This window comes from Neobacillus paridis (genome assembly GCF_016765675.1).
In the GTDB taxonomy this organism is placed as follows: Bacteria; Bacillota; Bacilli; order Bacillales; family Cytobacillaceae; genus Neobacillus; species Neobacillus paridis.
The window spans coordinates 263,758-284,415 of the sequence record NZ_JAESWB010000005.1 but is presented as its reverse complement, the minus strand read 5'-3'; the positions used below and the strand labels follow the sequence as shown (position 1 = coordinate 284,415).

Annotated in this window: 23 protein-coding genes; 15 read left to right on the top strand and 8 right to left on the bottom strand. The window is 40.1% G+C overall.

The features are described from left to right. The first annotated feature begins 7 nt into the window (after nt 1-7). The 3 genes from qoxB to qoxD are packed head-to-tail and all read left to right on the top strand — an operon-like array spanning nt 8 to nt 2,833. On the top strand, nt 8-1,954 hold the full coding sequence (qoxB, locus tag JK635_RS01335) for a cytochrome aa3 quinol oxidase subunit I (RefSeq protein WP_202651658.1): 1,947 nt from the start codon (nt 8-10) through the stop codon (nt 1,952-1,954). Continuing rightward, nucleotides 1,954-2,550 carry a cytochrome aa3 quinol oxidase subunit III gene (gene qoxC / locus JK635_RS01330; protein ID WP_202651656.1) on the top strand — a complete coding sequence of 199 codons (597 nt, stop codon included), beginning with the start codon at nt 1,954-1,956 and terminating at the stop codon, nt 2,548-2,550. The genes qoxB and qoxC overlap by 1 nt, the downstream gene beginning before the upstream one ends. Before the next feature lies 1 nt (nt 2,551). Continuing rightward, entirely contained in the window at nt 2,552-2,833 is a 282-nt protein-coding gene (gene qoxD, locus JK635_RS01325; protein ID WP_202651654.1) for a cytochrome aa3 quinol oxidase subunit IV, read from the top strand. Nucleotides 2,834-2,872: 39 nt separating this feature from the next. Here qoxD and JK635_RS01320 read toward each other — a convergent pair whose 3' ends face one another. Next, nucleotides 2,873-3,139, bottom strand: a complete 267-nt coding sequence (locus JK635_RS01320) for a hypothetical protein (RefSeq protein ID WP_202651652.1) — start codon at nt 3,137-3,139, stop codon at nt 2,873-2,875. Between the two features lie 59 nt (nt 3,140-3,198). Beyond that, nucleotides 3,199-3,459 (bottom strand): hypothetical protein, encoded by a 261-nt coding sequence (locus JK635_RS01315; RefSeq protein WP_202651650.1) that lies wholly within the window; start codon nt 3,457-3,459, stop codon nt 3,199-3,201. A 237-nt stretch (nt 3,460-3,696) separates the two neighbouring features. Here JK635_RS01315 and fosM point away from each other — a divergent pair, with 237 nt between their 5' ends. From fosM to JK635_RS01260, 12 genes are all read left to right on the top strand, one after another. After that, nucleotides 3,697-4,119 (top strand): FosM family fosfomycin resistance protein, encoded by a 423-nt coding sequence (gene fosM, locus JK635_RS01310; protein WP_202651648.1) that lies wholly within the window; start codon nt 3,697-3,699, stop codon nt 4,117-4,119. Nucleotides 4,120-4,192: 73 nt separating this feature from the next. Then, on the top strand, nt 4,193-5,074 hold the full coding sequence (locus JK635_RS01305) for an NAD-dependent epimerase/dehydratase family protein (RefSeq protein ID WP_202651646.1): 882 nt from the start codon (nt 4,193-4,195) through the stop codon (nt 5,072-5,074). A 619-nt stretch (nt 5,075-5,693) separates the two neighbouring features. Next, complete coding sequence (gene map, locus JK635_RS01300) at nt 5,694-6,434, top strand: type I methionyl aminopeptidase (protein ID WP_202651718.1); 741 nt, start codon at nt 5,694-5,696, stop codon at nt 6,432-6,434. Nucleotides 6,435-6,607: 173 nt separating this feature from the next. Beyond that, nucleotides 6,608-7,393 (top strand): HAD family hydrolase, encoded by a 786-nt coding sequence (locus JK635_RS01295; protein WP_202651644.1) that lies wholly within the window; start codon nt 6,608-6,610, stop codon nt 7,391-7,393. 93 nt (nt 7,394-7,486) lie between these two features. Beyond that, nucleotides 7,487-8,194 (top strand): LytA/YqiH family protein, encoded by a 708-nt coding sequence (locus JK635_RS01290; RefSeq protein ID WP_202651642.1) that lies wholly within the window; start codon nt 7,487-7,489, stop codon nt 8,192-8,194. A gap of 149 nt (nt 8,195-8,343) precedes the next feature. Beyond that, a complete protein-coding gene (locus tag JK635_RS01285) occupies nt 8,344-9,414 on the top strand; it encodes a permease (protein ID WP_202651640.1) in 1,071 nt (356 codons plus the stop codon). Nucleotides 9,415-9,678: 264 nt separating this feature from the next. Beyond that, the gene (locus tag JK635_RS01280) at nt 9,679-10,194 is read left to right on the top strand and encodes an MgtC/SapB family protein (RefSeq protein WP_202651638.1); all 516 of its coding nucleotides are present in this window, start codon (nt 9,679-9,681) and stop codon (nt 10,192-10,194) included. A gap of 507 nt (nt 10,195-10,701) precedes the next feature. Next, a complete protein-coding gene (brnQ, locus tag JK635_RS01275) occupies nt 10,702-12,081 on the top strand; it encodes a branched-chain amino acid transport system II carrier protein (protein ID WP_202651637.1) in 1,380 nt (459 codons plus the stop codon). Between the two features lie 194 nt (nt 12,082-12,275). Further along, nucleotides 12,276-12,815 (top strand): NADPH-dependent FMN reductase, encoded by a 540-nt coding sequence (locus JK635_RS01270; protein ID WP_202651635.1) that lies wholly within the window; start codon nt 12,276-12,278, stop codon nt 12,813-12,815. Nucleotides 12,816-13,016: 201 nt separating this feature from the next. Then, nucleotides 13,017-13,283 (top strand): hypothetical protein, encoded by a 267-nt coding sequence (locus JK635_RS01265; protein ID WP_202651633.1) that lies wholly within the window; start codon nt 13,017-13,019, stop codon nt 13,281-13,283. 54 nt (nt 13,284-13,337) lie between these two features. After that, nucleotides 13,338-13,472 (top strand): hypothetical protein, encoded by a 135-nt coding sequence (locus JK635_RS24580; protein ID WP_306792889.1) that lies wholly within the window; start codon nt 13,338-13,340, stop codon nt 13,470-13,472. 40 nt (nt 13,473-13,512) lie between these two features. Next, nucleotides 13,513-13,656: a hypothetical protein gene (locus JK635_RS01260; protein WP_202651631.1), complete on the top strand. Its 144-nt coding sequence runs from the start codon at nt 13,513-13,515 to the stop codon at nt 13,654-13,656. A 47-nt stretch (nt 13,657-13,703) separates the two neighbouring features. On the opposite strand, the gene JK635_RS01255 is transcribed toward JK635_RS01260, so the two are convergent. From JK635_RS01255 to argF, 6 genes are all read right to left on the bottom strand, one after another. Then, on the bottom strand, nt 13,704-14,375 hold the full coding sequence (locus tag JK635_RS01255; protein ID WP_202651629.1) for a Dph6-related ATP pyrophosphatase: 672 nt from the start codon (nt 14,373-14,375) through the stop codon (nt 13,704-13,706). 314 nt (nt 14,376-14,689) lie between these two features. Continuing rightward, complete coding sequence (locus tag JK635_RS01250) at nt 14,690-15,298, bottom strand: cell wall hydrolase (RefSeq protein ID WP_202651627.1); 609 nt, start codon at nt 15,296-15,298, stop codon at nt 14,690-14,692. A gap of 334 nt (nt 15,299-15,632) precedes the next feature. After that, complete coding sequence (gene guaC / locus JK635_RS01245) at nt 15,633-16,616, bottom strand: GMP reductase (RefSeq protein ID WP_202651625.1); 984 nt, start codon at nt 16,614-16,616, stop codon at nt 15,633-15,635. 424 nt (nt 16,617-17,040) lie between these two features. Next, the gene (arcC, locus tag JK635_RS01240; protein WP_202651623.1) at nt 17,041-18,000 is read right to left on the bottom strand and encodes a carbamate kinase; all 960 of its coding nucleotides are present in this window, start codon (nt 17,998-18,000) and stop codon (nt 17,041-17,043) included. Nucleotides 18,001-18,012: 12 nt separating this feature from the next. After that, nucleotides 18,013-19,428 carry an arginine-ornithine antiporter gene (arcD, locus tag JK635_RS01235; RefSeq protein WP_202651621.1) on the bottom strand — a complete coding sequence of 472 codons (1,416 nt, stop codon included), beginning with the start codon at nt 19,426-19,428 and terminating at the stop codon, nt 18,013-18,015. 207 nt (nt 19,429-19,635) lie between these two features. Next, a complete protein-coding gene (argF, locus tag JK635_RS01230; RefSeq protein ID WP_374049148.1) occupies nt 19,636-20,637 on the bottom strand; it encodes an ornithine carbamoyltransferase in 1,002 nt (333 codons plus the stop codon). Nucleotides 20,638-20,658 lie beyond the last annotated feature (21 nt).

Below are 20,658 nucleotides of genomic sequence, written 5' to 3'. Positions count from 1 at the left end.
ATAAAGAATGGAGTTCTTGGAACGTTTTGCCGTGCCAAATCCAAGTCTGGCAATCTATGCTTCCATGGTGGCAATTGGTCTTACTTTAATTGCCATTATTGCAGGGTTAACCTATTTTAAAAAATGGGGTTATTTATGGCGTGAATGGTTAACCACCGTTGATCATAAAAGAATTGGCATTATGTATTTAATCTCTGCCTTGATTATGTTATTCCGGGGTGGAGTGGACGCGATTATGATGCGTGCTCAGCTGGCTGTACCGGATAATAAGCTGCTCGATGCCCAGCATTACAATGAAATTTTTACCACTCACGGTGTCATCATGCTTATTTTCATGGCCATGCCGTTTATCTTTGCCTTTATGAATTTTCTTGTACCGTTACAAATTGGCGCACGGGATGTCGCCTTTCCAAGACTAAACGCCTTAAGTTTCTGGCTGTTCTTCTTTGGTGCGATGCTGTTTAATATCTCTTTTGTTGTCGGCGGATCACCTGATGCTGGCTGGACTTCTTATTTCCCGCTTGCTGGGAATGAATTCAGTCCGTCAGTTGGGACTAACTATTATATGATTGCAATTCAGATCTCCGGTCTTGGTTCGCTCATGACTGGAATTAACATGATTACAACCATTCTAAAAATGAGAGCACCGGGTATGACCTTAATGAAAATGCCGATGTTTACTTGGGCTACGTTAGTAACAAACCTGATTATCGTGACGGTTTTCCCAGTCTTAACAGTGGCACTTGTCATGGGAACGATGGACAGATTATTTGGAACCAACTTCTTCTCATCGACAAACGGCGGTATGGATATGCTTTGGGCCAATCTGTTCTGGGTTTGGGGGCATCCGGAAGTCTATATCTTAATCCTGCCGGCATTCGGCTTATATAGTGAAATTATTTCAACATTTGCCGGGCGTAACCTTTATGGCTATAAATCAATGGTGGCTTCGATGGTGATTATCTCTGGTCTATCATGTGTAGTTTGGGCACACCACTTCTTTACGATGGGCCAAGGGGCACTAGCGAATAGCTTCTTCTCAATTACAACGATGATGATTTCCGTCCCAACAGGGGTGAAAATCTTTAACTGGTTGTTCACCATGTGGAGAGGAAAAATTCGCTTTACTGTCCCAATGCTGTATTCAATTGGGTTTATTCCATTGTTTGTTCTTGGTGGGGTAACCGGAGTTATGCTGGCAATGTCGGCGGCTGACTATCAATACCATAACACGATGTTCTTAGTTGCCCATTTTCATAACACGATTATTCCGGGGGTAGTGTTTGCGATGCTGGCTGGCCTTACCTTCTATTGGCCAAAAATGTTTGGCTTTATGTTAAATGAACGAATTGGAAAATGGACTTTCTGGCTGCTTACAGTTGGCTTCTGTTTGGCATTTCTTCCAATGTATGTTACCGGTTTGGATGGTCAGGCACGCCGGATGTACACTTACTCGGCAGCAGCTGGTTTCAGCACGTTAAATATGGTTTCATTCGTTGGGGCCATGATTATGGCTGTCGGCTTTGTTTTAATTGTTTACAACGTTTATCATAGTGTCCGGTATGCACCAAGAAATATTGGCGCCGATCCTTGGGATGCTCGCTCACTTGAATGGGCAACACATACTCCGGTGCCGGAATACAACTTTGCCGTGCAGCCGCATGTTGCTTCAAGTCAGGCATTCTGGGATGCCAAGAAAAATGGCCATGTACTGTTCCCTGGAAAAGTAGAAAAAATTCATATGCCCAATAATAGCGGAGTTCCATTTATAATGAGCGCGATCTTCTTCGTTTGGGGATTTTCGATGATCTTCTCACTCTGGATTCCAGCGATTATTTCAACCATTGCGATTTTCGCCTGTATGGCCCATCGGTCATTTGAAAAAGATCATGGCCGCTACATTTCTGTTGCAGAAATTGAAGAAACTGAAACCAAATTGCGAGGTGCTAACTAATGAAAATCGATCACTCGCTGCCATTAGAGTATAGTACAAAACAAAACGGACTGAATATATTTGGCTTCTGGGTTTTCCTTGCTGCTGAAATTATGCTGTTTGCGACTCTTTTTACCTCCTATTTTACGTTGGAGCATCGAGTTGGAGGTGGTCCAAGCGGTACGGAAATTTTTGAAATCACGCCAGTGTTAATGGAAACGCTCATTTTATTAACCAGCAGTTTTACGATTGGACTTGGTGTTCACGCGATGCGGATTGGCAACAAAAAGGCGATGACTGCATTCTTTGTGATTACACTTCTTCTTGGTCTAGGATTCTTAGGCCTGGAAATTGATGAATTTATCACCTATATCCATGAGGGTGCAACACTGCAAACGAGTGCCTTTACAGCAATTTTAATGTTGACATTGGGAACACATGGAGCGCACGTGACCTTTGGATTATTCTGGGGGTCGGCCATTCTCATGCAGTTGAAAAAACGCGGCTTGACGAAAGAAACGGCGAATAAATCATTTATTTTCTCACTTTATTGGCATTTCTTAGATGTTGTTTGGATCTTTATCTTCAGCTTCATCTACTTGAAAGGAATGATGTAAGATGAGCGAATTATTTCCGCGAAAACAAATAATGGGCTTTGTCTTTTCCTTAGTCCTGACAGCAGCAGCCCTGGCAGTCTACTTCTTGGATTTGACATTTGCTCAAGGGATAACTGTGCTGTTAATCACCGCATTTGTGCAGGCTCTCTTGCAGCTTGTTGTGTTCATGCATGCCGGTGAAACAGAAGATAAATGGATCATTTACGGTAAGGTCTATTTTATGATCGGGATTGCCTTGGTAACCATATTTGGGACATTACTTATTTTCCTTTGGGATATGTAGGATAAAGTTAAGAAGGGGGAGCATCTTTTGGGATGCTCTCTATCTTTTTACTAAATACAGTCCGTTTCTTGGTTTAATGGGAGAAATTTCTGTTCCCTTATCTGTATTTTCAACCATTTCCTCGGTGGTGATAAAAAGCATGCCAATAAGAAAGAACATGATCGCTCCCACAATGGTTCCGATACCAATACCGATAATTGGAATTAAACCGCTTCCAATTCCAGAGAAAAATATCATGATACCCATTACTAATGTTATACTGCCGGCCCATTTGGTGGCATGTAATATTTTCATCCGTGAATTCATTAGAACGGCCCCCTTATTATGATTGAAACATTTTATTGATCCTTGTATGAAAAGGAGTGTTATTTAAGACGTCCCTTAGTAAGGTACAGAGGGATGACTTGGCTGCCGCGATCTCTTTTTTCCAGCATTTCCTCTGCGGCGACAAAGAATGCTCCAATCAGAAAAATAAACACGGCCCCCATCATGAAGCCAACACTGATGCCAGTAACATTGTTGTAACCGTTTGCAATTATGCTAAACAAGAAGAGGATAATCCCTGCAGTAAGTAAACTGCCGCCTGAAATCATGACTGCCTGAAACATTTTTGGCTGTTCTAACATTTTTTTAATCCCTCCTTATATACTATTATTCATATTGTTCACAAAATTGTCAAAACTTTGTTCACAAAATTGTCAAAAAATATTAAACTTGTGAATGAACCACCATTCGATTTGACGAGATAATTTCGCATCCCAATCTGTGGCAAGGAAACTAAATTTGATTCAGTATGGAACGGATTTTTATATTAACTACATTTTCCATGGGTACTTATTTAAGATAATTAATGAGGTGAAAAGATGCAAATACACGGTATTAATCATATATTATTTTCAGTTTCTAATTTAGAGGCTTCAATAGAATTTTATCAACAGGTGTTTGATGCAAAGCTGTTAGTCAAGGGGAGAAGTACAGCTTATTTTGATTTACGGGGAATATGGCTTGCTTTAAATGAGGAGAAGGATATTCCCCGAAATGAGATTCACCAGTCGTATACACATATTGCTTTTTCAATAGAGGAAGCAGAATTTGATAATATTTTCCGCAAATTGGTTGAACAGAATGTAAACATTCTTCCAGGTCGGTCAAGAGACGCAAAAGATAAGAAGTCTATTTATTTTATGGATCCTGATGGACATAAGTTCGAATTTCATACAGGAACAGTGCAGGATAGACTGGATTACTATAAAAAGGAAAAATCTCATATGGAATTTTATGAATAAACTTTCTACATCATTATGACTGAGCTATCTTCTGTGGCGATTTTTAAGAAACCTAGATTAGGAGGAAGAACAGTTGAAAAATATTTTAGTTCTTGGCGGCACTCGTTTTTTTGGCCGCAAATTAGTGGAGTTATTACTTGAAAGCGGGCATCATGTTACGGTGGTGACTCGCGGACAATCGGGTAATCCTTTTGGGGGGAAAGTCGAACATCTACTAGTCAATCGCTCAAATAAGGAGGAATTGGCAAAGAGTGTTGAAGGGCGGAGTTTTGATATTGTCTATGACAATATTTGTTATTCTCCTAATGATGCCAAAGCCTTTTGTGAAGTATTCAACGGGAAAATTGGCAAGCTTGTGTTCACGTCGACAATGGCTGTGTATGAAGCGGATGGAAACAAAAAAGTTGAGTCTGACTTTGATCCGTATCATTATGAAATCCGCATGGGCAATAGTTCCGACTTTACATATGGAGAAGGGAAGCGTCAGGCTGAAGCGGTGTTTTACAAATATGCCCAATTTCCTGTTGTAGCTGTTCGCTTCCCGATCGTGATGGGGACCGATGATTATACACGGCGTTTACATTTCCATATTGAAAGGATAGCGAACGAGGACCCCATTGGGTTTTTAAATATGAAGGCAGAAATGTCATTTATTCAGGCTGTGGAAGCAGCAAAATTTTTAGCATGGGCAGGTAGGGCGGAAGTGTCAGGTCCGATTAATGCCACAGCAAACGGAAAAATTTCATTATTTGAACTAATAAAATTAATCGAGACAGCTGTTGGAAAGCAGGCAAGAATTTCTTTAGTTGGCAATGATGAAATTCGCTCTCCCTACGCCATTCCCGTTTCTTGGTATATGTCGAATGATAAAGCCACGAATAGCGGGTTTCAATTTACTAATTTACATGATTGGTTGAAACCGTTAATTGAGAAGATTGCCAGCAACATTGGATAGGGTCATTGGAATTTAAAATGTAATTTTGGGAAAAAGAGCTGACTTTATCGGCTCTTTTTTGGATATTTCCAAGAAGTTTTCTCATTCATTACTTTCGCTTTCATATATATACTAGCCAAAATGAGGTTTGCCAAAAAAATAGGATTTTGGAAAAAAGGAAATATAAATTTATCATCGTTACCCCAAACAGGTAAAGCATCTAATTACGTCGGAGGCCTGATTCTAAAAGGAAGGTTTTAGATATTATGAAGAGAAGTCCTACGTGCCCGAAATCGATGAAAAAGGAGTTGCCCGGTCAAGTAGGGAGGTTCTACATGCCCGAAACCGAAGAAAAAGAAGTCGCCCGGTCAAGTAGAGCGGCTCTACGTGCCCGAAACTGAAGAAAAAGAAGTCGTTTGGTCAAGTAGAGAAACTCTATGTGCCCGAAACCGATGAAGAAAGAGTGGTCCGGTCAAGTAGCAGTACAGCAATTTCTCTAACAATTAAAGCCTCACTGTTTTACATTACGCAAGCCCGTTACTGCCGTGAAATGATGATAGACTTGTTTTTTTCGATAAAATAAAGCTACAATATACTACGTAGTTAAAAAAGATAAATAAAGAAAAAGCAGGGATTAATGATGATTGTAAAAACAGAAGAAGATATAAACGGTTTAAAGGAAATTGGCAGAATTTGTGCGGCAATCCGGGATGAACTGGTTAGAAGAACGGTACCAGGGATTACCACAAAGGAACTGGATACTATCGCTGGTGAGATGTTTGAAAAAGAGGGAGCTATGTCTGCGCCCAAAGCAGAATATGATTTTCCTGGTTATGCATGCATAAGTGTAAATGAAGAAGTAGCCCACGGTATTCCCGGGGATCGTGTGATTCAAGAGGGGGATCTCGTCAATATTGACATTTCCGGTTCCAAAAACGGCTATTTTGCCGATACCGGTATTTCCATTGTGGTTGGCGATGGTGATGAAGTGCTGAAGAATTTATGTCAGGTGGCTAAACTGGCTTTTGAAGCAGGCTTGAAAAAAGCAAAGCCCGGCGCGAGAAAAGTCGGACTTGGAAAGGTAGTATATCAAACGGCACGGCAGCACGGCTTTAACGTCATTACGAATCTAACCGGTCATGGTGTCGGCCGATCGATCCATGAAGCGCCAGAATATGTGTATAATTACTACGAACCCTCTGATCGAGAATTACTTAAGGAAGGAATGGTGATTGCTTTCGAACCATTTATTTCTACTTTCGAAGATGAGGTATTTGAAAAGGGAGACGGATGGACCTATATCACCGAAGAAAGCTTTGTTGCCCAATATGAACATACGATGATTCTGACAAAAGATGGACCGATTATTACTACACTATAATGAATAGCGAGGCAGGATCTAATCATAGGTCCTGCCATTTCTATACCCAATTTGGTTTCCTGAAGCCTGTTCCAGCGCAGCTTTTCTTGCCTGCAAATCTAATTATCTGTATAGTAGTTGTATAAAATAAAATATTCGAAAAATTATTGGTGATGCGAAAGTGAGGCCCCTACATGTTAAAAGCGATTTTCTTTGATTTAGACGATACACTGCTATGGGATCAGAAAAGTGTTAAAGAAGCGTTTCAAGCTACGTGCAAACTGGCCGAGCAGCGCTACGGGATCGATCCCGAGTCCCTCGAAGAAGCGGTTCGTGAAGCAGCAAGACAGCTTTATTCCAGCTATGAATTCTACCCTTTCACCCAAATGATTGGAATCAATCCCTTTGAAGGGTTATGGGGGAATTTTCTGGATGAAAAAGAAGAGTTTAACAGAATGAAAGAAACCGTCCCTGGATATCGGAAGGATGCCTGGACGTTGGGGCTGAAAAAAATGGGCGTGGATGATGCTGATTTTGGTTTTCAATTAGCCGAAAGTTTTCCGGAGAATCGAAAAAAGCTCCCATTTGTATATGAAGATACGTTTAAAACTTTGGATGCTTTAAAAGATCAATACCAGCTTTTACTATTAACAAACGGTTCACCAGACTTGCAAAATACGAAACTAACAATTACACCGGAGCTCGTCCCTTATTTTGACCAAATTGTTATTTCAGGGGATTTTGGCAGGGGCAAACCCGACCCGTCCCTTTTTCAACATGCTTTGCAGCTATTGTCGTTAGAAAAAGACGAAGCCTTAATGGTTGGGGATAATTTGATGACTGATATTCTCGGAGCAAATCGAGCCGGCATCCGCTCGGTTTGGATCAACCGCCATAACAAAGCACGCAATGAAGTGATTCCAACATACGAAATTCATCATCTAAGTGAACTATTTCCGATCCTGGAAAAATTCAAATAGTATATCTAGGGCTTCAAGTTTTGTAACTTTCTAACCTGGAAATGCGACTATAAAGATGAAACCACTATATGGCATTAAAGGGGATTGAAAGAGATGTTAAAGAAAAGAATTGTATCTCTCATGTGTTTGGCCTTGGTGATTGGACTGATGTCAGGGTGCGGTACCAATAGTTATACAAATAAAAATCAAAAGGAAAATCCCGGTACATCGAAAACGGAAACTCCAACTGAAAATAAAAACGAAACCAAATTTGAGGCAACATTGGAAATAAAGCAAGAGAAACAGGATGTGGTCGTAACTTATAAAGTTAGAAATTCAACCGGTACCCTACAAAAACTAAACTTTGCAAGCGGTTTGGAAGCAGATTATATTTTATATGACGGGAACGGTCATGTGCTAAAAAAATATTCCGATGAAGTACTAGCAACCCAGGCATTAAAAGAAGTAAAATTAGACAAAAATCAAGAAATCAGCCGCGTATTTAAAATCCCCGGTCTTGTCAATGGCAGCTATAAAATCGAAGTATTTTTATTGGCCAAAGAAGTAAAGGCTAAAGTAATCAAACAGTTTGATGTAAGGAATTCAATCTATCAGCATGGAGAAGGGAAATTGGTCGGGCTGGCCGATCCGCACACTATAGAGGTTAATATCGACGGAAAAGCAGTCGCTTTTCAATTATCTGACCAGGCCCGTGAACAAATAAAGTTATATAAAGATGGCGATCCCATATCCTTTATTTATATAGAAAATGATAGCGGGCAAAAAGAAATTAAGTGGTTTGAGCACAACAAGATGCAATAGATTTATCCCATAGACGTATCTATGGGATTTTTTACTTCTGTATAATCGATAGTAAATCATCCAATCTATCTATTTTTTAGATAAATATCTATATATTATTGTGATATAATTTTGAAGTTCGATTTTTTATTATGGAGGTTTTACAAAATATGGCGCAAGCAAACAGTTCATTAACAGCAGCCCAGCCAAAGACAAAAAAGACTGTTGTTTATGCTATAATCTTTCTCTTGATAACCATTGCCGGTCTTTCATACGTAAAATGGTATCCATACTTAAATAAAGCAATTTTAGCAGCGAATACTCATTCAATTGGGACATCAATACTAGGTGATAAAGCTGACTTGCCTGCAGTATCATGGGGCAGCGCCTGGTCTTATGCCGTTGCTTATTTCACAGCAGTTTGGAAAGCTGCAGTTTTCGGTATTCTGATCGGTTCATTAGTCCAAGTATTACTGCCAACGAATTGGTTGTTAAAGGTGCTTGGAAAAACTTCCTTTGGCAGCACCGCTGCAGCTGGCTTTGCTTCGCTTCCGGGAATGATGTGCACTTGCTGCGCCGCACCAATTGCAGTCGGCCTACGCAAGAAAAAAGCATCCGTTGGAGCCAGCCTGGCATTTTGGATTGGAAACCCGACGCTTAATCCGGCAACATTAATTTTCATGACCTTTGTGTTATCGTGGAAATTTACTGCACTACGCCTTGTATTTGGGGTTTTGTTAACATTTGGCATCAGCTATTTGGCAAACCGCTTTGCACCAAAGGTAGACTCTATTGAGATTGAAAAAATGATAGAAAACAGCGAACAACAGGATCATCGTTCATTTGCCGCGAGATGGATGAAGAGTATCGGTGATATGATATTATATATTGTTCCAACTTATTTTCTTTCCGTTCTGGTGATGGGGGCAGTGCGTGTCTGGCTATTCCCGCACATCAGCGCGGCTTCTGCCAATAGCCTGCTGGCTGTGATTGGCTTTGCGATTGCCGGCATGCTGTTCGTGATTCCGACAGCTGCTGAAATTCCTATTATTCAAACATTTATGTCCTTTGGTCTTGGCGGTGGACCAGCGGGTGCCTTGTTATTAGCATTGCCTTCTGTCAGCCTGCCATCTTTATTACTTGTAGCAAAATCATTTCCAAAAAAGGTATTATTCTTTGTTGCAGGTGGCGTCATTGTCTTAAGTATTTTTAGCGGCGTGGCAGGCCTGTTCTTTCTATAATTTTTCCAGATAGGAGTCGAAATGATCGGCTCCTTTTTCAATGTTTTAGAATTGTTAAAAAGTAGCAGTTGCCCAATAAAGTGCTTCCTAATTAATAAAAAGCCATAACCTTCCTCGAGTAATATTTCTTTCTAAACTAAAAAGTAGCATCATATGAATAACAATATATTTAAGATGTTTTCGTATTGTAGCGTATTAATGAAATACGAATACTTAAACTCTCTAATTTATATACTGAATTGTCAAAATAGGGAGGTAATGGGGATGGATCATTTAGGCATTTTTTATGAAGAGCATTTTTTAAAAAATTTGGAGATCTATTTTCGCCTTGTAATTAGTGCTCTACTCGGGATGTTTATTGGTTGGGACCGCAGTGCTAAGAATAAGCCTGCAGGATTGAAGACATTTACTTATGTTTCTGTAACTTGTACGTTAATCACGATTGTTTCCATTTATAGTGCCGAGTTTTTTGGCAGTTCAAATATCAATAATCGGATGGACCCCATGCGCCTTACAGCGCAAATTGTATCCGGTTTAGGTTTTTTAGGTGCGGGGTTAATTTTAAAAGACGGATTACGAGTCAAAGGATTAACTTCAGCGGCCATGGTGTTTTTTGCCGGAGGTGTCGGCATCGGAATTGGTGCCGGATTTTACGGAATCGTATTTGCATCCGTATTGATTACGTTTATCTTAGCCAAAATCAGCCTATTCATCGAAGAAAAACATAATGTTACCGAAAAAGAAGAACAACGAAGGATAAAGAGAAATTTAAGATCCTGAAATGTTCTTGCTCATTTCCTAAGAATTATCGACTCATTTGAAGGGGAATAGTGAAAGATATTTAATGGTGTCAGGCACCTAATTTATCATAAATATATTATGTAAACTATGTTATATAAAAAGCGATAAATGAGAAATTTATCGCTTTTTAGTAATTCTCGCTGAATTCATATTCCGACGGTCTGATTCTAAAGCCTTTTGTAAGCTACATCTCATTTAGCATAAAAATTATTGTAAAAGAATTTTTATTCAATGAATAGATTTTTTTAAAATGATCTATTAAATTTTTTTACCTATAATATAGTCAAAAATAAGACTGAAATAATCATAGAATAATTTTTCGATGGGGTGGTAGATACGAATAATTATTTTGAATAATATTCAACAATATCTAAATTATCGAAATAATTTTGAAAATGGGTTGATTTTTATCAATAAGAATAGTAATATTATTATCGTACTATATTAAGTAGGAATTTTCAGATTATTTTAGGAGGAACACTTTTAATGCAAAACAAGTTACCATTTTCACGGTATTTCGTTATAGGAGTGATGTTATTTGCCTTATTTTTTGGGGCAGGAAACTTAATTTTTCCGGCTTCGCTCGGTCAGCAGGCAGGATCAAATGTTTGGTTCGCGGTAGCGGGATTTTTAGTAACGGGAATCGGCCTGCCGTTTCTTGGCATCTTAGCAATGGGCGTGTCAGGTAGTAAAAACTTGCAGGAGCTGGCCAGCAGAGTTCATCCACTTTACGGTGTCTGTTTTACGGCACTTTTATATTTAACTATTGGACCATTTTTTGCAGCTCCAAGGACTGGGGCTGTTGCTTATGATATTGGAATTGCTCCGTTTGTCGGTGAAGGCTTCGGTCAAGTCGGATTATTTATCTTCACCTTACTGTTCTTTATTGTAACGATGTGGTTCTCATTGAACCCGGCTAAGATTGTCGATAATGTTGGGAAAATCTTGTCTCCGGGGATTCTCATCTTACTTTTTATCCTATTGGTGATGGCTTTTGTTAAACCAATCGGAGCGATTGAAGCACCGCAAGCGTCTTATGCACACGGAGCGTTCGTCAAAGGTTTTATGGAAGGATATAACACTATGGACGCTTTGGCGTCGTTAGTATTTGGGATTATCGTCATTAACGCGGTTCGCTCGATGGGGGTAACGTCGTCACGAGGAATTCTGATTACTTCGGCAAAATCCGGCATTATAGCGGTATTGTTCCTCGGCATCATTTATGTCGGTGTTGCCTACTTAGGTGCGGCAAGTACAGGGACGTTTGGCTTGTTTGATACAGGGGGGCCTGTCCTCGAAAAAGCCGCCTCACACTATTTCGGTTCGTTAGGAAGTGTGATGTTATCGATTATTATCATTCTAGCCTGTCTGACGACAAGCATCGGATTAGTCACCGCTTGTGGTGAATATTTCCATACAATATTTCCTAAAATCAGCTATAAAATGTTTGTTTTACTGTTTTCGGGAGTATCATTCGTGATTGCTAATTTTGGCTTGGCAAATATCATTAATTTTTCAATCCCTGTGTTAATGTTCTTATATCCGTTAGCAGTTGCCCTAATGATGCTTACCTTTGTTTCAAAATTATTTTATCATGCGCGTATTGTCTATGTTGCTGCCATCGTCGTTACCTTTTTCATCAGTATCATTGATGGACTGAAAACATTTTGTCAGCTCGTTAAAATTGATTATTTTGGCTGGATGTCATCGGTAATCGGATTTTATCAAAGCGTTCTGCCGTTTTACAACCAAGGATTGGGCTGGTTGGTTCCGGTTCTGGTTACGATTTTGCTAACAGGGTTATTCGTAAGAATCCGAAAATATTATAAAGTTGGATTTAAGAAAAAAACAGAAAGTGCTATTTAAATTTATGTGAACATCTTCACCTTTGGTGGGGATGTTTTTTAAAATCTTCAATACTTAGGAAAATTTTTAAAAAAGAATGAATGATGAGTTACGCGAAATTCTTTAAGTAAAGGCATATTGGTTGAGAATTAGCGCTCTGTTTTACTATAATCAAATTATTGTCGTACAATCCAATCAGAAAAGGTGTGAAAAACTTGAAACTTGTCGCGATCGTAGGTAGTTTAAGAAAGGATTCTTACAATAGGCATTTGGCAGCCACCATTCAGGAACGAAATTTGGATAAATTTGATTTGGAAATTCTTGATCTTCGTGTACTGCCATTTTATAACCAGGATGAGGAAAATAACCCTCCGCAATCAGTAGTTGATTTTAAAAGAAAGGTAAATGAGGCGGATGGGGTCATCATCATAACCCCAGAATATAATTGGTCGATCCCAGGCGTATTGAAAAATGCACTTGATTGGCTTTCCCGTGTTGATAAAGTTCTGATAGGCAAACCGGTCATGACGGCAGGGGCAGCTACCGGGTTAATGGGTACTATTCGGGCTCAGCTTCACATTCGGCAAATTTTAACAGCGATGCAGGTTAAACTGTTTCCGCCAGCAGGGAATGAAATTCTGATTAACCAAGCCAGTATAAAATTTGACCCAGAAAGCGGAAGATTAACAGATGAAGCAACAGTTCAATTTGTCGATGAGGTAATCGACCGCTTTGTTCAATTTGTTGCTGAATAATTTTTTCATACTAATAACGCAAATAAGTTGCATTTAACCGCAATTTATTTGCGTTTTTTTTGTTATCATTTTCCTATAAAGTAAAATCTGAAGGCGTTTAAGTGAGGTGGTATCTATGACCGGGAATAACAATACAGATATCTTTCAAGTAATCGCGGAAGCACGGGTGGTCCCCGTCCTAAGTGACGGCGGGGACATGAAGTGAACGATGTATTACATCCGGAAAACTGTGGGATTGTGGAAAAATCGCTTTCGGACGAGAAGAACCGCAAACCAGTTGGAACAATTCAAAGTGTCACTAGGGATTACTATATAAAAATGGCGGAAGAGGACGAAAAAGCCTACCATCTTTTTCTTCAATTAAAAGACGGTGAAACTCTTAGTACAAATGAGAAGATTTGGCTGGAAACGATTATTCGTTATGTCAGTATTCTCTATGATAATCTTCATTTAATGAATGGCTACTAAAATGCATGAATGAGGGAAATCAACTCATACTAAAAGCAAAAAGGGGTGACTTCTTTGGATAAACGATATAATACCGGCGATGACGCCACCGTTGAGTTGAAAAAGGCACTTAGAAAATCGGAGCCCCGGCAACAGCCTAATATGAGCGATGCCGAAATGAAACTTAAATTTCAAGGAAAGAAAAGCTAAAAGCCGATGGGAATTTTACAACCATGAATGAGGTGAACACTTGAAAGATCAAAGACCAATCGAGTATACCGGAAATGTTCTTGACCAAAGAAAAAATCTTACCGGACCGGATGATGAAGGAAAAAATGGCTATCCAAAACGGCCCAAGCGGGTAACTATCAAACAATCTGATAACAAGGAATAAAAGGCGGCCGTAGCGGCTGCCTTTTCCGCGTATTTATTTATAATATCTTATACGAGCCGAAAGTTTTTAAATTCTAGTTTTTTTGTAGTTTCCAGCTGGATGAGTTCTTCTCCTTCCAATTGGATCTTTTTGGCGAATAATGGCCCGTCATAGACATATGAATGATACTCGCCGGATTCTCCCATCGGGCAGCTTGCCGTTTTCTGGATATCACGTAAAAAAGACTGGTCGATTTGTCTGCCTAGCCAGGATTCATCCAATACATCATCACGGACTCGAATGACAACTGCTTGATAGCCCGATTTGACGTAGTTTCTAAGTGCTTCAAGCGCGGCCTCTTCTTTAGTCCAAAGCGGGTAAAGTGCTACGACTCCTGCAGCCTCGGCAACTTTTTCACCCCACTGGCGATGACCATCCAAATATAAATCTCCATAGGCAATGGCGCTAATGTGATATTGTTGTTTCAAATATTGAATTGCTTCAATAAATTTGTCAGTATAGCTGTCAAAAGTACATTCGATAAAATGGACAGGAATCCCAAGCGCCTCTCCCTGCAAGCGGATCATCTCTGTTCGCTCCCCATGGCCGAAAGTCCGCTCTAATTCCTGCGGTACCGTCGTAACTAGGGAGATTACTTCGTAGCCTTGCTCAATCAAGGTATGTAAGGTCATACAGCCATCTTTTCCACCGCTCCACGATACAACAATTCGTTTGTTCAACAGTCATCATCCTTAAAGTTTATTTATCTGGAATAATCCAAGTCTAACATAATTCATCTGAAAAGTTTATCGCTTCAATCACAACATGAGGCATAGTCAGGAGATGTATTGTGGGGAATATCATTCAAAGGTTGACTACGGTTGTCTCTCATGATCATTAAAATGTATTGATGTTGTGGTGTAATATGGATTATCTGATGATGAATAACCAGACTTATTTTTTAGGAATGTAATGGATGGAGATAAAGGGTGGTTCTGTTGATAATTTCATCATGGAACCTAACCACATCTTTTTTTACAGAATTATAAGGGGTTCATTTTTTAAATACATGATGGCCAATGACCAGTGTAGTCTCTCGAGAATCGAGCCAACGGCTGGTGGCAATCGTGGGGTTATAGAAAAATAGCGAATCTCTCGCAATCTGCCGTTTCTCTTTCAGCGCTTCCCGTACAGCCTTGATAGAAGCTTCATCAGCAGGTTTATTAATTTGGCCGTTTTGAACTGGCTGAAACTGCCGCTTCTGATAGATTACTTCTTTTATTGTGTCAGGAAAAGCCGGGCTTGCTACTCGGTTTAGGACAACGCAGGCGACAGCTATTTTTCCCCTATACGGCTCAGCTTCCGCTTCCGCTCTTACTAATCTGGCAAGTAAATCGATTTCCACCTTCGAATAGCCGACAACCATTTTCGCTTTTTGCTTTGCCGGTTTCAGTTTTTGTTTGATCGTATGGATAGTTTGTCCCTCGTATATCAAATCAAGATTACGAATTTGCGGATTCAGTTCTGCTAATTCCGCTAATGTAAGATGATTTTCCCTGGCAATCTTTGTCATGGTATCCCCGGTTTTCACTGTATAAGCAAATGCTGGTGAAGCAAAGAGAATCGATAATACGATTGTTAGAGTCGCAACTAGTTTTTTCAATTTACTTTCCCTCCTAGCAAATAAATAAGAACTCTTGGATTGTTTCTATTTCTATGAAACCGTTCGCTAGATTAGTATTACAGTTTTGTTACATATAAAGTGAAACTTCCATCAGTGGGGGTTTTCTTCATCCCCCACCTAGATTCCTTGTAGACTTGGACTCTTGAGCTGGGGGTCTTACTGCCCGTTAAGGCGGGAAAAATTGAATTTTTTTAACAGATCGATTCTAGTGAAGGAAATTTGTTAGTGGATTGTGGAATGATGGAAGGTATAAAGGAAGAAAGCAAAAGGGAGCGAGTTTAAAAGCAACTCGCTCCCTAAGGAAGTTTTTTTATTAATAAATCTTATCTCCATTAAAAATGGAATTTTTCACGACAACATAGTCAACCGTCCGAATGTCTTTTAATTTTCTTCCGCCGGCATAAGAGATAGAGGACTGGAGATCCTGTTCCATCTCAATTAAAGTGTCGATTAAACGACCTTTGTATTCCACATACATTTTCTTGCCTTCGACATTTCGGCGCTCACCTTTTTGAAATTCCGAAGCAGAACCAAAGTATTCTTTATAGATTTTTCCATCTTTTTCATACGTTTCACCGGGTGATTCTTCATGCCCGGCGAATAATGAGCCAATCATCACCATCGAAGCTCCGAAGCGAACCGATTTGGCAATATCTCCATGTGTTCGGATTCCGCCGTCAGCAATCACAGGCTTGCTGGCAGCCTTCGCGCACCATCTTAGGGCTGCTAATTGCCAACCGCCGGTACCAAAGCCGGTTTTGATTTTCGTGATACAAACTTTTCCTGGGCCAATTCCGACTTTTGTGGCATCTGCTCCGGCATTTTCTAATTCCCGGACTGCTTCTGGGGTGCCGACGTTTCCGGCTATAACAAAACTGTCTGGCAGGTATTTCTTAATATGCTGAATCATTTCGATGACAGAATTGGAATGTCCATGGGCAATATCGATCGTAATGTATTCCGGCACCAGATTTTCTTTCGCCAGCTGCTGAATGAACTGAAATTCGTCTTCTTTTACACCGACACTGATGGAGGCAATTAACCCCCGTGATTGCATATCTTTGACAAAATCAAGCCGTTTTTCCGGCTGAAAACGATGCATGATATAAAAATAACCATTTTCCGCTAAAAAAGCAGCTATTTTTTCATCGATGATCGTTTGCATATTTGCCGGAACAACCGGCAATTTAAATGTATGCTTACCAAAGGTTACACTGGTATCACATTCTGAGCGACTTTTAACCACGCATTTTGCGGGAATTAGTTGAATATCTTCGTAATCAAATACTGTATCCATATATTACACCCCTAAACACGAATAATGAAACAAATTTTAATAAAAAACGTTCGTACATTTGATAATGTACAATATTTTAACGGATATGTCAAAATTATTTTTTGAAAAAAGTCAGATATATCTGCAACTTTTCGGCGGGGCGTGTTATTTGGAAGATATCCACAAAATGGATTTGGATATTTGCAAAAAAATTACGATAACTTCAATTTTTGGCCAGGGGTGCATTTAGAAATATATCAGCAAAATTGAAGCGGATATCGGCAAAAAATTAAATATATCTGCAATTTTGGGGGAGATATCGGCAAAAAACAAATAGAACTGCAATTTTTGCACAAAATGTTTTGGAATAGAGGTAGGAAGGGGGAATGGCTAAAAAAGTTACCCAAGGAAAGAAATAGCCTCATCCTTGGGTAACTAATGTTTTCTACGCTAAAACCGGCTCCTTCTGAGCGACGATCGTACCTGTTTTTCCGCTTACTGCCTCGTAAGCGTGGTCAAGAGATGTAATAATCGCTTGTCGTTCCTTCTTCGATTCAGCAAATTGTACGGCTGCTTGAACCTTCGGCAGCATGCTTCCAGGAGCAAATTGTCCCTCGTCTATATATTGTTTCGCCTTGCTGACAGAAAGATTCGTTAGATTTTCCTGATTAGGTTTACCAAAATTAATCGCCACATTTTCCACAGCTGTTAAGATTAAAAGGACATCGGCATCGACTAATTCTGCCAATTTTTCCGAGGCAAAGTCTTTATCAATAACCGCTTCGACACCAATAAGCTTGTTATTGTCTTTAGAGACAGGGATCCCGCCGCCGCCGCTGGCAACGACAATATTGTCACTCTCGATCAGATCGATAATGGCCTTCTTTTCAATGATATCCACCGGTTTAGGGGATGGCACGACCCGGCGATAACCGCGTCCGGCATCTTCCTTCATTTTATACCCTTTCGTTTGAACTAAATGATCTGCTTCGTCTTTTGTATAAAAAGAACCGATTGGTTTAGTTGGATTTTGGAAGGCTGGATCATTGGCATCCACTTGAACCTGGGTCACTAACGTTACGACATTCTTGTCAATTCCATTTTCATGAAATACTTCATAAAGGGCATTTTGCAGCCAATAGCCAATCATCCCCTGACTCATCGCACCACAAGTATCGAGCGGCATTGCCGGAAGCTTGTCACTTTGATTCATTTGCTGCTGCAGGACAATATTTCCTACCTGCGGTCCATTTCCGTGAGCAATGATCAGTTTATGTCCTTCTTGAATTAATTTTACCAACTGTTTTGCTGTATTTAAGCAGGCCTGCTTTTGGTCATCGGCAGTGGCACCATTACCAGTTTGGATGGCATTCCCGCCAAGTGCTACAACAATTTTTTTTGCCATTTATTTGTCCTCCTAAGTCGTGATTTGTCCTGTTGCTAACATAATAATGGCGACAAGTGCTAGAATGATGAATATAATCGCCCAGACAAGCTCAAAGGTTTTAAATGTCTTCTGGCCATTTTCCTTTTGGGCGTATCGAAAGACAAAAATACCGATTGCGTACAACAATGAAGTTAACACTAAATAGCTTAGTCCTGCCGCATATAACAGCCAGATTCCATAGATGGATGCAATGATGCCGATTACCATTTGCCCGGTATTTTTTTGCTGGCTGCTGTATTTTACTTGATAGAGCGCAGAGAAAAGATATGGCACTAGTATCGCTGAACTGGCTAATGAATAGGCAAATTGGTATGGTTTATCGGATATTAACAAGGTAAGCAAGAAAATTTGTACTAATACATTGGTAATAATTAACGAATTGACCGGAGCTTTATTTTTATTTTCTTTGGCAAAATACTTTGGTAAGATGCGATCCTTTGCCGCGACATAAGGAAGCTCCGCAGCCAATAATGTCCATCCTAATAAAGCTCCCAATAGGGAAACGATTAACCCTAAATTTACGATTGCGGCTCCCCAAGGTCCGACAACGTCTTTTAATACATAAGCCATGGAAGGGCTCTTTAATTTTGCCAGCTCTGCCTGTGACATAATTCCATAGGATAACAGGGAAATCAATACGTATATAACCAAGGTAGAAAGCAGCCCAATGACCGTTGCTTTTCCGACATCTTTCATATTCTGGGCCCGGCTGGAAAGAACAACTGCCCCCTCAATTCCGATGAATACCCAGAGGGTTACTAACATGGTACTCTTCGTCTGACTCAACACATCGGATAGATTAAAGGCATTTTTACCCCAAAAATCATGAGTGAATGTATCGAGATTAAAGGCAAAGATCGTTATGATGATAAAAAGGATAATTGGAACAAGCTTGCCAATGGTTACCACCAGATTCACCAGTGCTGCCGACTGAACCCCTTGTAAAATCAAAAAATGCATGAGCCAAAGGATGATTGACGCGCCGATAATCGAAGCAATATTTCCTCCGGTAAATACTGGTATGAAATAGCCAATCCCACTAAATAATAACGTCAAAAACGCAATATTGCCGAGCCATGCCGATAACCAATAACCCCAAGCTGAGTTGAACCCCCAATAATTTCCGAAACCTGCTTTGGCATAGCTAAAGACACCACCCTCCAAATCAGGCCGTTTATTAGTTAAATTTTGAAATGATAAGCCTAAGGTGATCATTCCGATCCCGGTGATGATCCAGCCAAGAATGACCGCTCCGGCACTGGCCCCCGAGGCCATATCAGAAGCGATATTAAACGCTCCGCCGCCGATCATTGAACCAATAACCAGGGCAATCAGCGAAACCAATCCAAGTTTTTTTTCATTTTCTGCCAAAGTTTCCACCTTCATTTCTTAAAAGAAGTTAAGCTGCCATCCGTGGTGCCTGTCCTTCTTTTAGCTAATAGGAAGTATAAAATGGTTCCGAATTTTATACTTCCTATGTCGCATAAATTCAACTCCGCCTCATGAACCGTCCTTAAGGAATCGCCAGTCAGCGAGTTTTCATTTATTGTGACGATTTGAAGGTGCCTGACACCATGGAGAATAGTCAGCGTTTTAAGATAGCGTAGCCGCCATTACAGCTTTGATGGTATGCATTCTGTTCTCTGCTTCATCAAACACGACGCTATTTTTCGAACGGAATACTTCATCGGTGACTTCCATTGCATCCAGACCAAATTTTTGGTGAATATCTCGACCTACTTCGGTTTCCAGGTCATGGAAGGCCGGAAGACAATGCATGAATAATGTATGTTCTTTACCAGTCTTAGCCATCATTTGTTTATTAACTTGGTACTTCTTAAGTAAGTTAATCCGCTCTTCGAATTTATCTTCTTCACCCATGGAAACCCAAACATCGGTATAAATGACGTCAACGTCCTTGACCCCGTCTTCAATACTATCCGTAATCGTAATTTTCGCTCCGGTGTCTTTCGCCACACCTTGTGCATATTCGACTAATTCCCCAGCAGGATGCAATTCCTTCGGGGCAACGGCACGGAAGTCCATTCCCATTTTCGCTGAGCCAATCATTAAGGAGTTCCCCATGTTATTTCTGGCGTCGCCGATATAAGCAAATTTAATGCCTTTTAAATATCCGAGCTTTTCTTTTATGGTCATAAAATCAGCTAAAATTTGTGTTGGATGGAATAGATCGGTTAAACCATTCCATACCGGAACCCCGGAATATTTCGCCAAATCCTCAACGGTTTCATGTTTAAAACCGCGAAACTCAATTCCATCAAACATTCTGCCTAAAACGATGGCGGTATCGCGATTGGATTCTTTTTTTCCAAATTGGATATCGCCTTTACCTAGGTATTCTGGATGAGCTCCTAAGTCGATACAAGCAACCGTGAAGGCACAGCGGGTACGGGTTGATGGTTTTTCAAACAACAGGGCAATATTTTTCCCTTTTAACATTTTGTGGGGAACGCCTGCATACTTTAAACGCTTGAATTCAATTGCTTGATTAATGAGAAATTCGATTTCCTCTGGAGTATAATCTTTTAATGTTAAAAAATGTCTGCCTCTTAAGTTAACTGCCATTTTTATGATCCTCCCAAATATGTGATTGCA

What these genes read in the sequence shown, in the direction of transcription:
- qoxB (WP_202651658.1), top strand. Translation starts at nt 8, where the DNA reads ATGGAGTTCTTGGAACGTTTTGCCGTGCCAAATCCAAGTCTGGCAATC.
- qoxC (WP_202651656.1), top strand. Translation starts at nt 1,954, where the DNA reads ATGAAAATCGATCACTCGCTGCCATTAGAGTATAGTACAAAACAAAAC.
- qoxD (WP_202651654.1), top strand. Translation starts at nt 2,552, where the DNA reads ATGAGCGAATTATTTCCGCGAAAACAAATAATGGGCTTTGTCTTTTCC.
- JK635_RS01320 (WP_202651652.1), bottom strand. Translation starts at nt 3,139, where the DNA reads ATGAATTCACGGATGAAAATATTACATGCCACCAAATGGGCCGGCAGT.
- JK635_RS01315 (WP_202651650.1), bottom strand. Translation starts at nt 3,459, where the DNA reads ATGTTAGAACAGCCAAAAATGTTTCAGGCAGTCATGATTTCAGGCGGC.
- fosM (WP_202651648.1), top strand. Translation starts at nt 3,697, where the DNA reads ATGCAAATACACGGTATTAATCATATATTATTTTCAGTTTCTAATTTA.
- map (WP_202651718.1), top strand. Translation starts at nt 5,694, where the DNA reads ATGATTGTAAAAACAGAAGAAGATATAAACGGTTTAAAGGAAATTGGC.
- JK635_RS01295 (WP_202651644.1), top strand. Translation starts at nt 6,608, where the DNA reads ATGTTAAAAGCGATTTTCTTTGATTTAGACGATACACTGCTATGGGAT.
- JK635_RS01290 (WP_202651642.1), top strand. Translation starts at nt 7,487, where the DNA reads ATGTTAAAGAAAAGAATTGTATCTCTCATGTGTTTGGCCTTGGTGATT.
- JK635_RS01285 (WP_202651640.1), top strand. Translation starts at nt 8,344, where the DNA reads ATGGCGCAAGCAAACAGTTCATTAACAGCAGCCCAGCCAAAGACAAAA.
- JK635_RS01280 (WP_202651638.1), top strand. Translation starts at nt 9,679, where the DNA reads ATGGATCATTTAGGCATTTTTTATGAAGAGCATTTTTTAAAAAATTTG.
- brnQ (WP_202651637.1), top strand. Translation starts at nt 10,702, where the DNA reads ATGCAAAACAAGTTACCATTTTCACGGTATTTCGTTATAGGAGTGATG.
- guaC (WP_202651625.1), bottom strand. Translation starts at nt 16,616, where the DNA reads ATGGATACAGTATTTGATTACGAAGATATTCAACTAATTCCCGCAAAA.
- arcC (WP_202651623.1), bottom strand. Translation starts at nt 18,000, where the DNA reads ATGGCAAAAAAAATTGTTGTAGCACTTGGCGGGAATGCCATCCAAACT.
- arcD (WP_202651621.1), bottom strand. Translation starts at nt 19,428, where the DNA reads ATGAAGGTGGAAACTTTGGCAGAAAATGAAAAAAAACTTGGATTGGTT.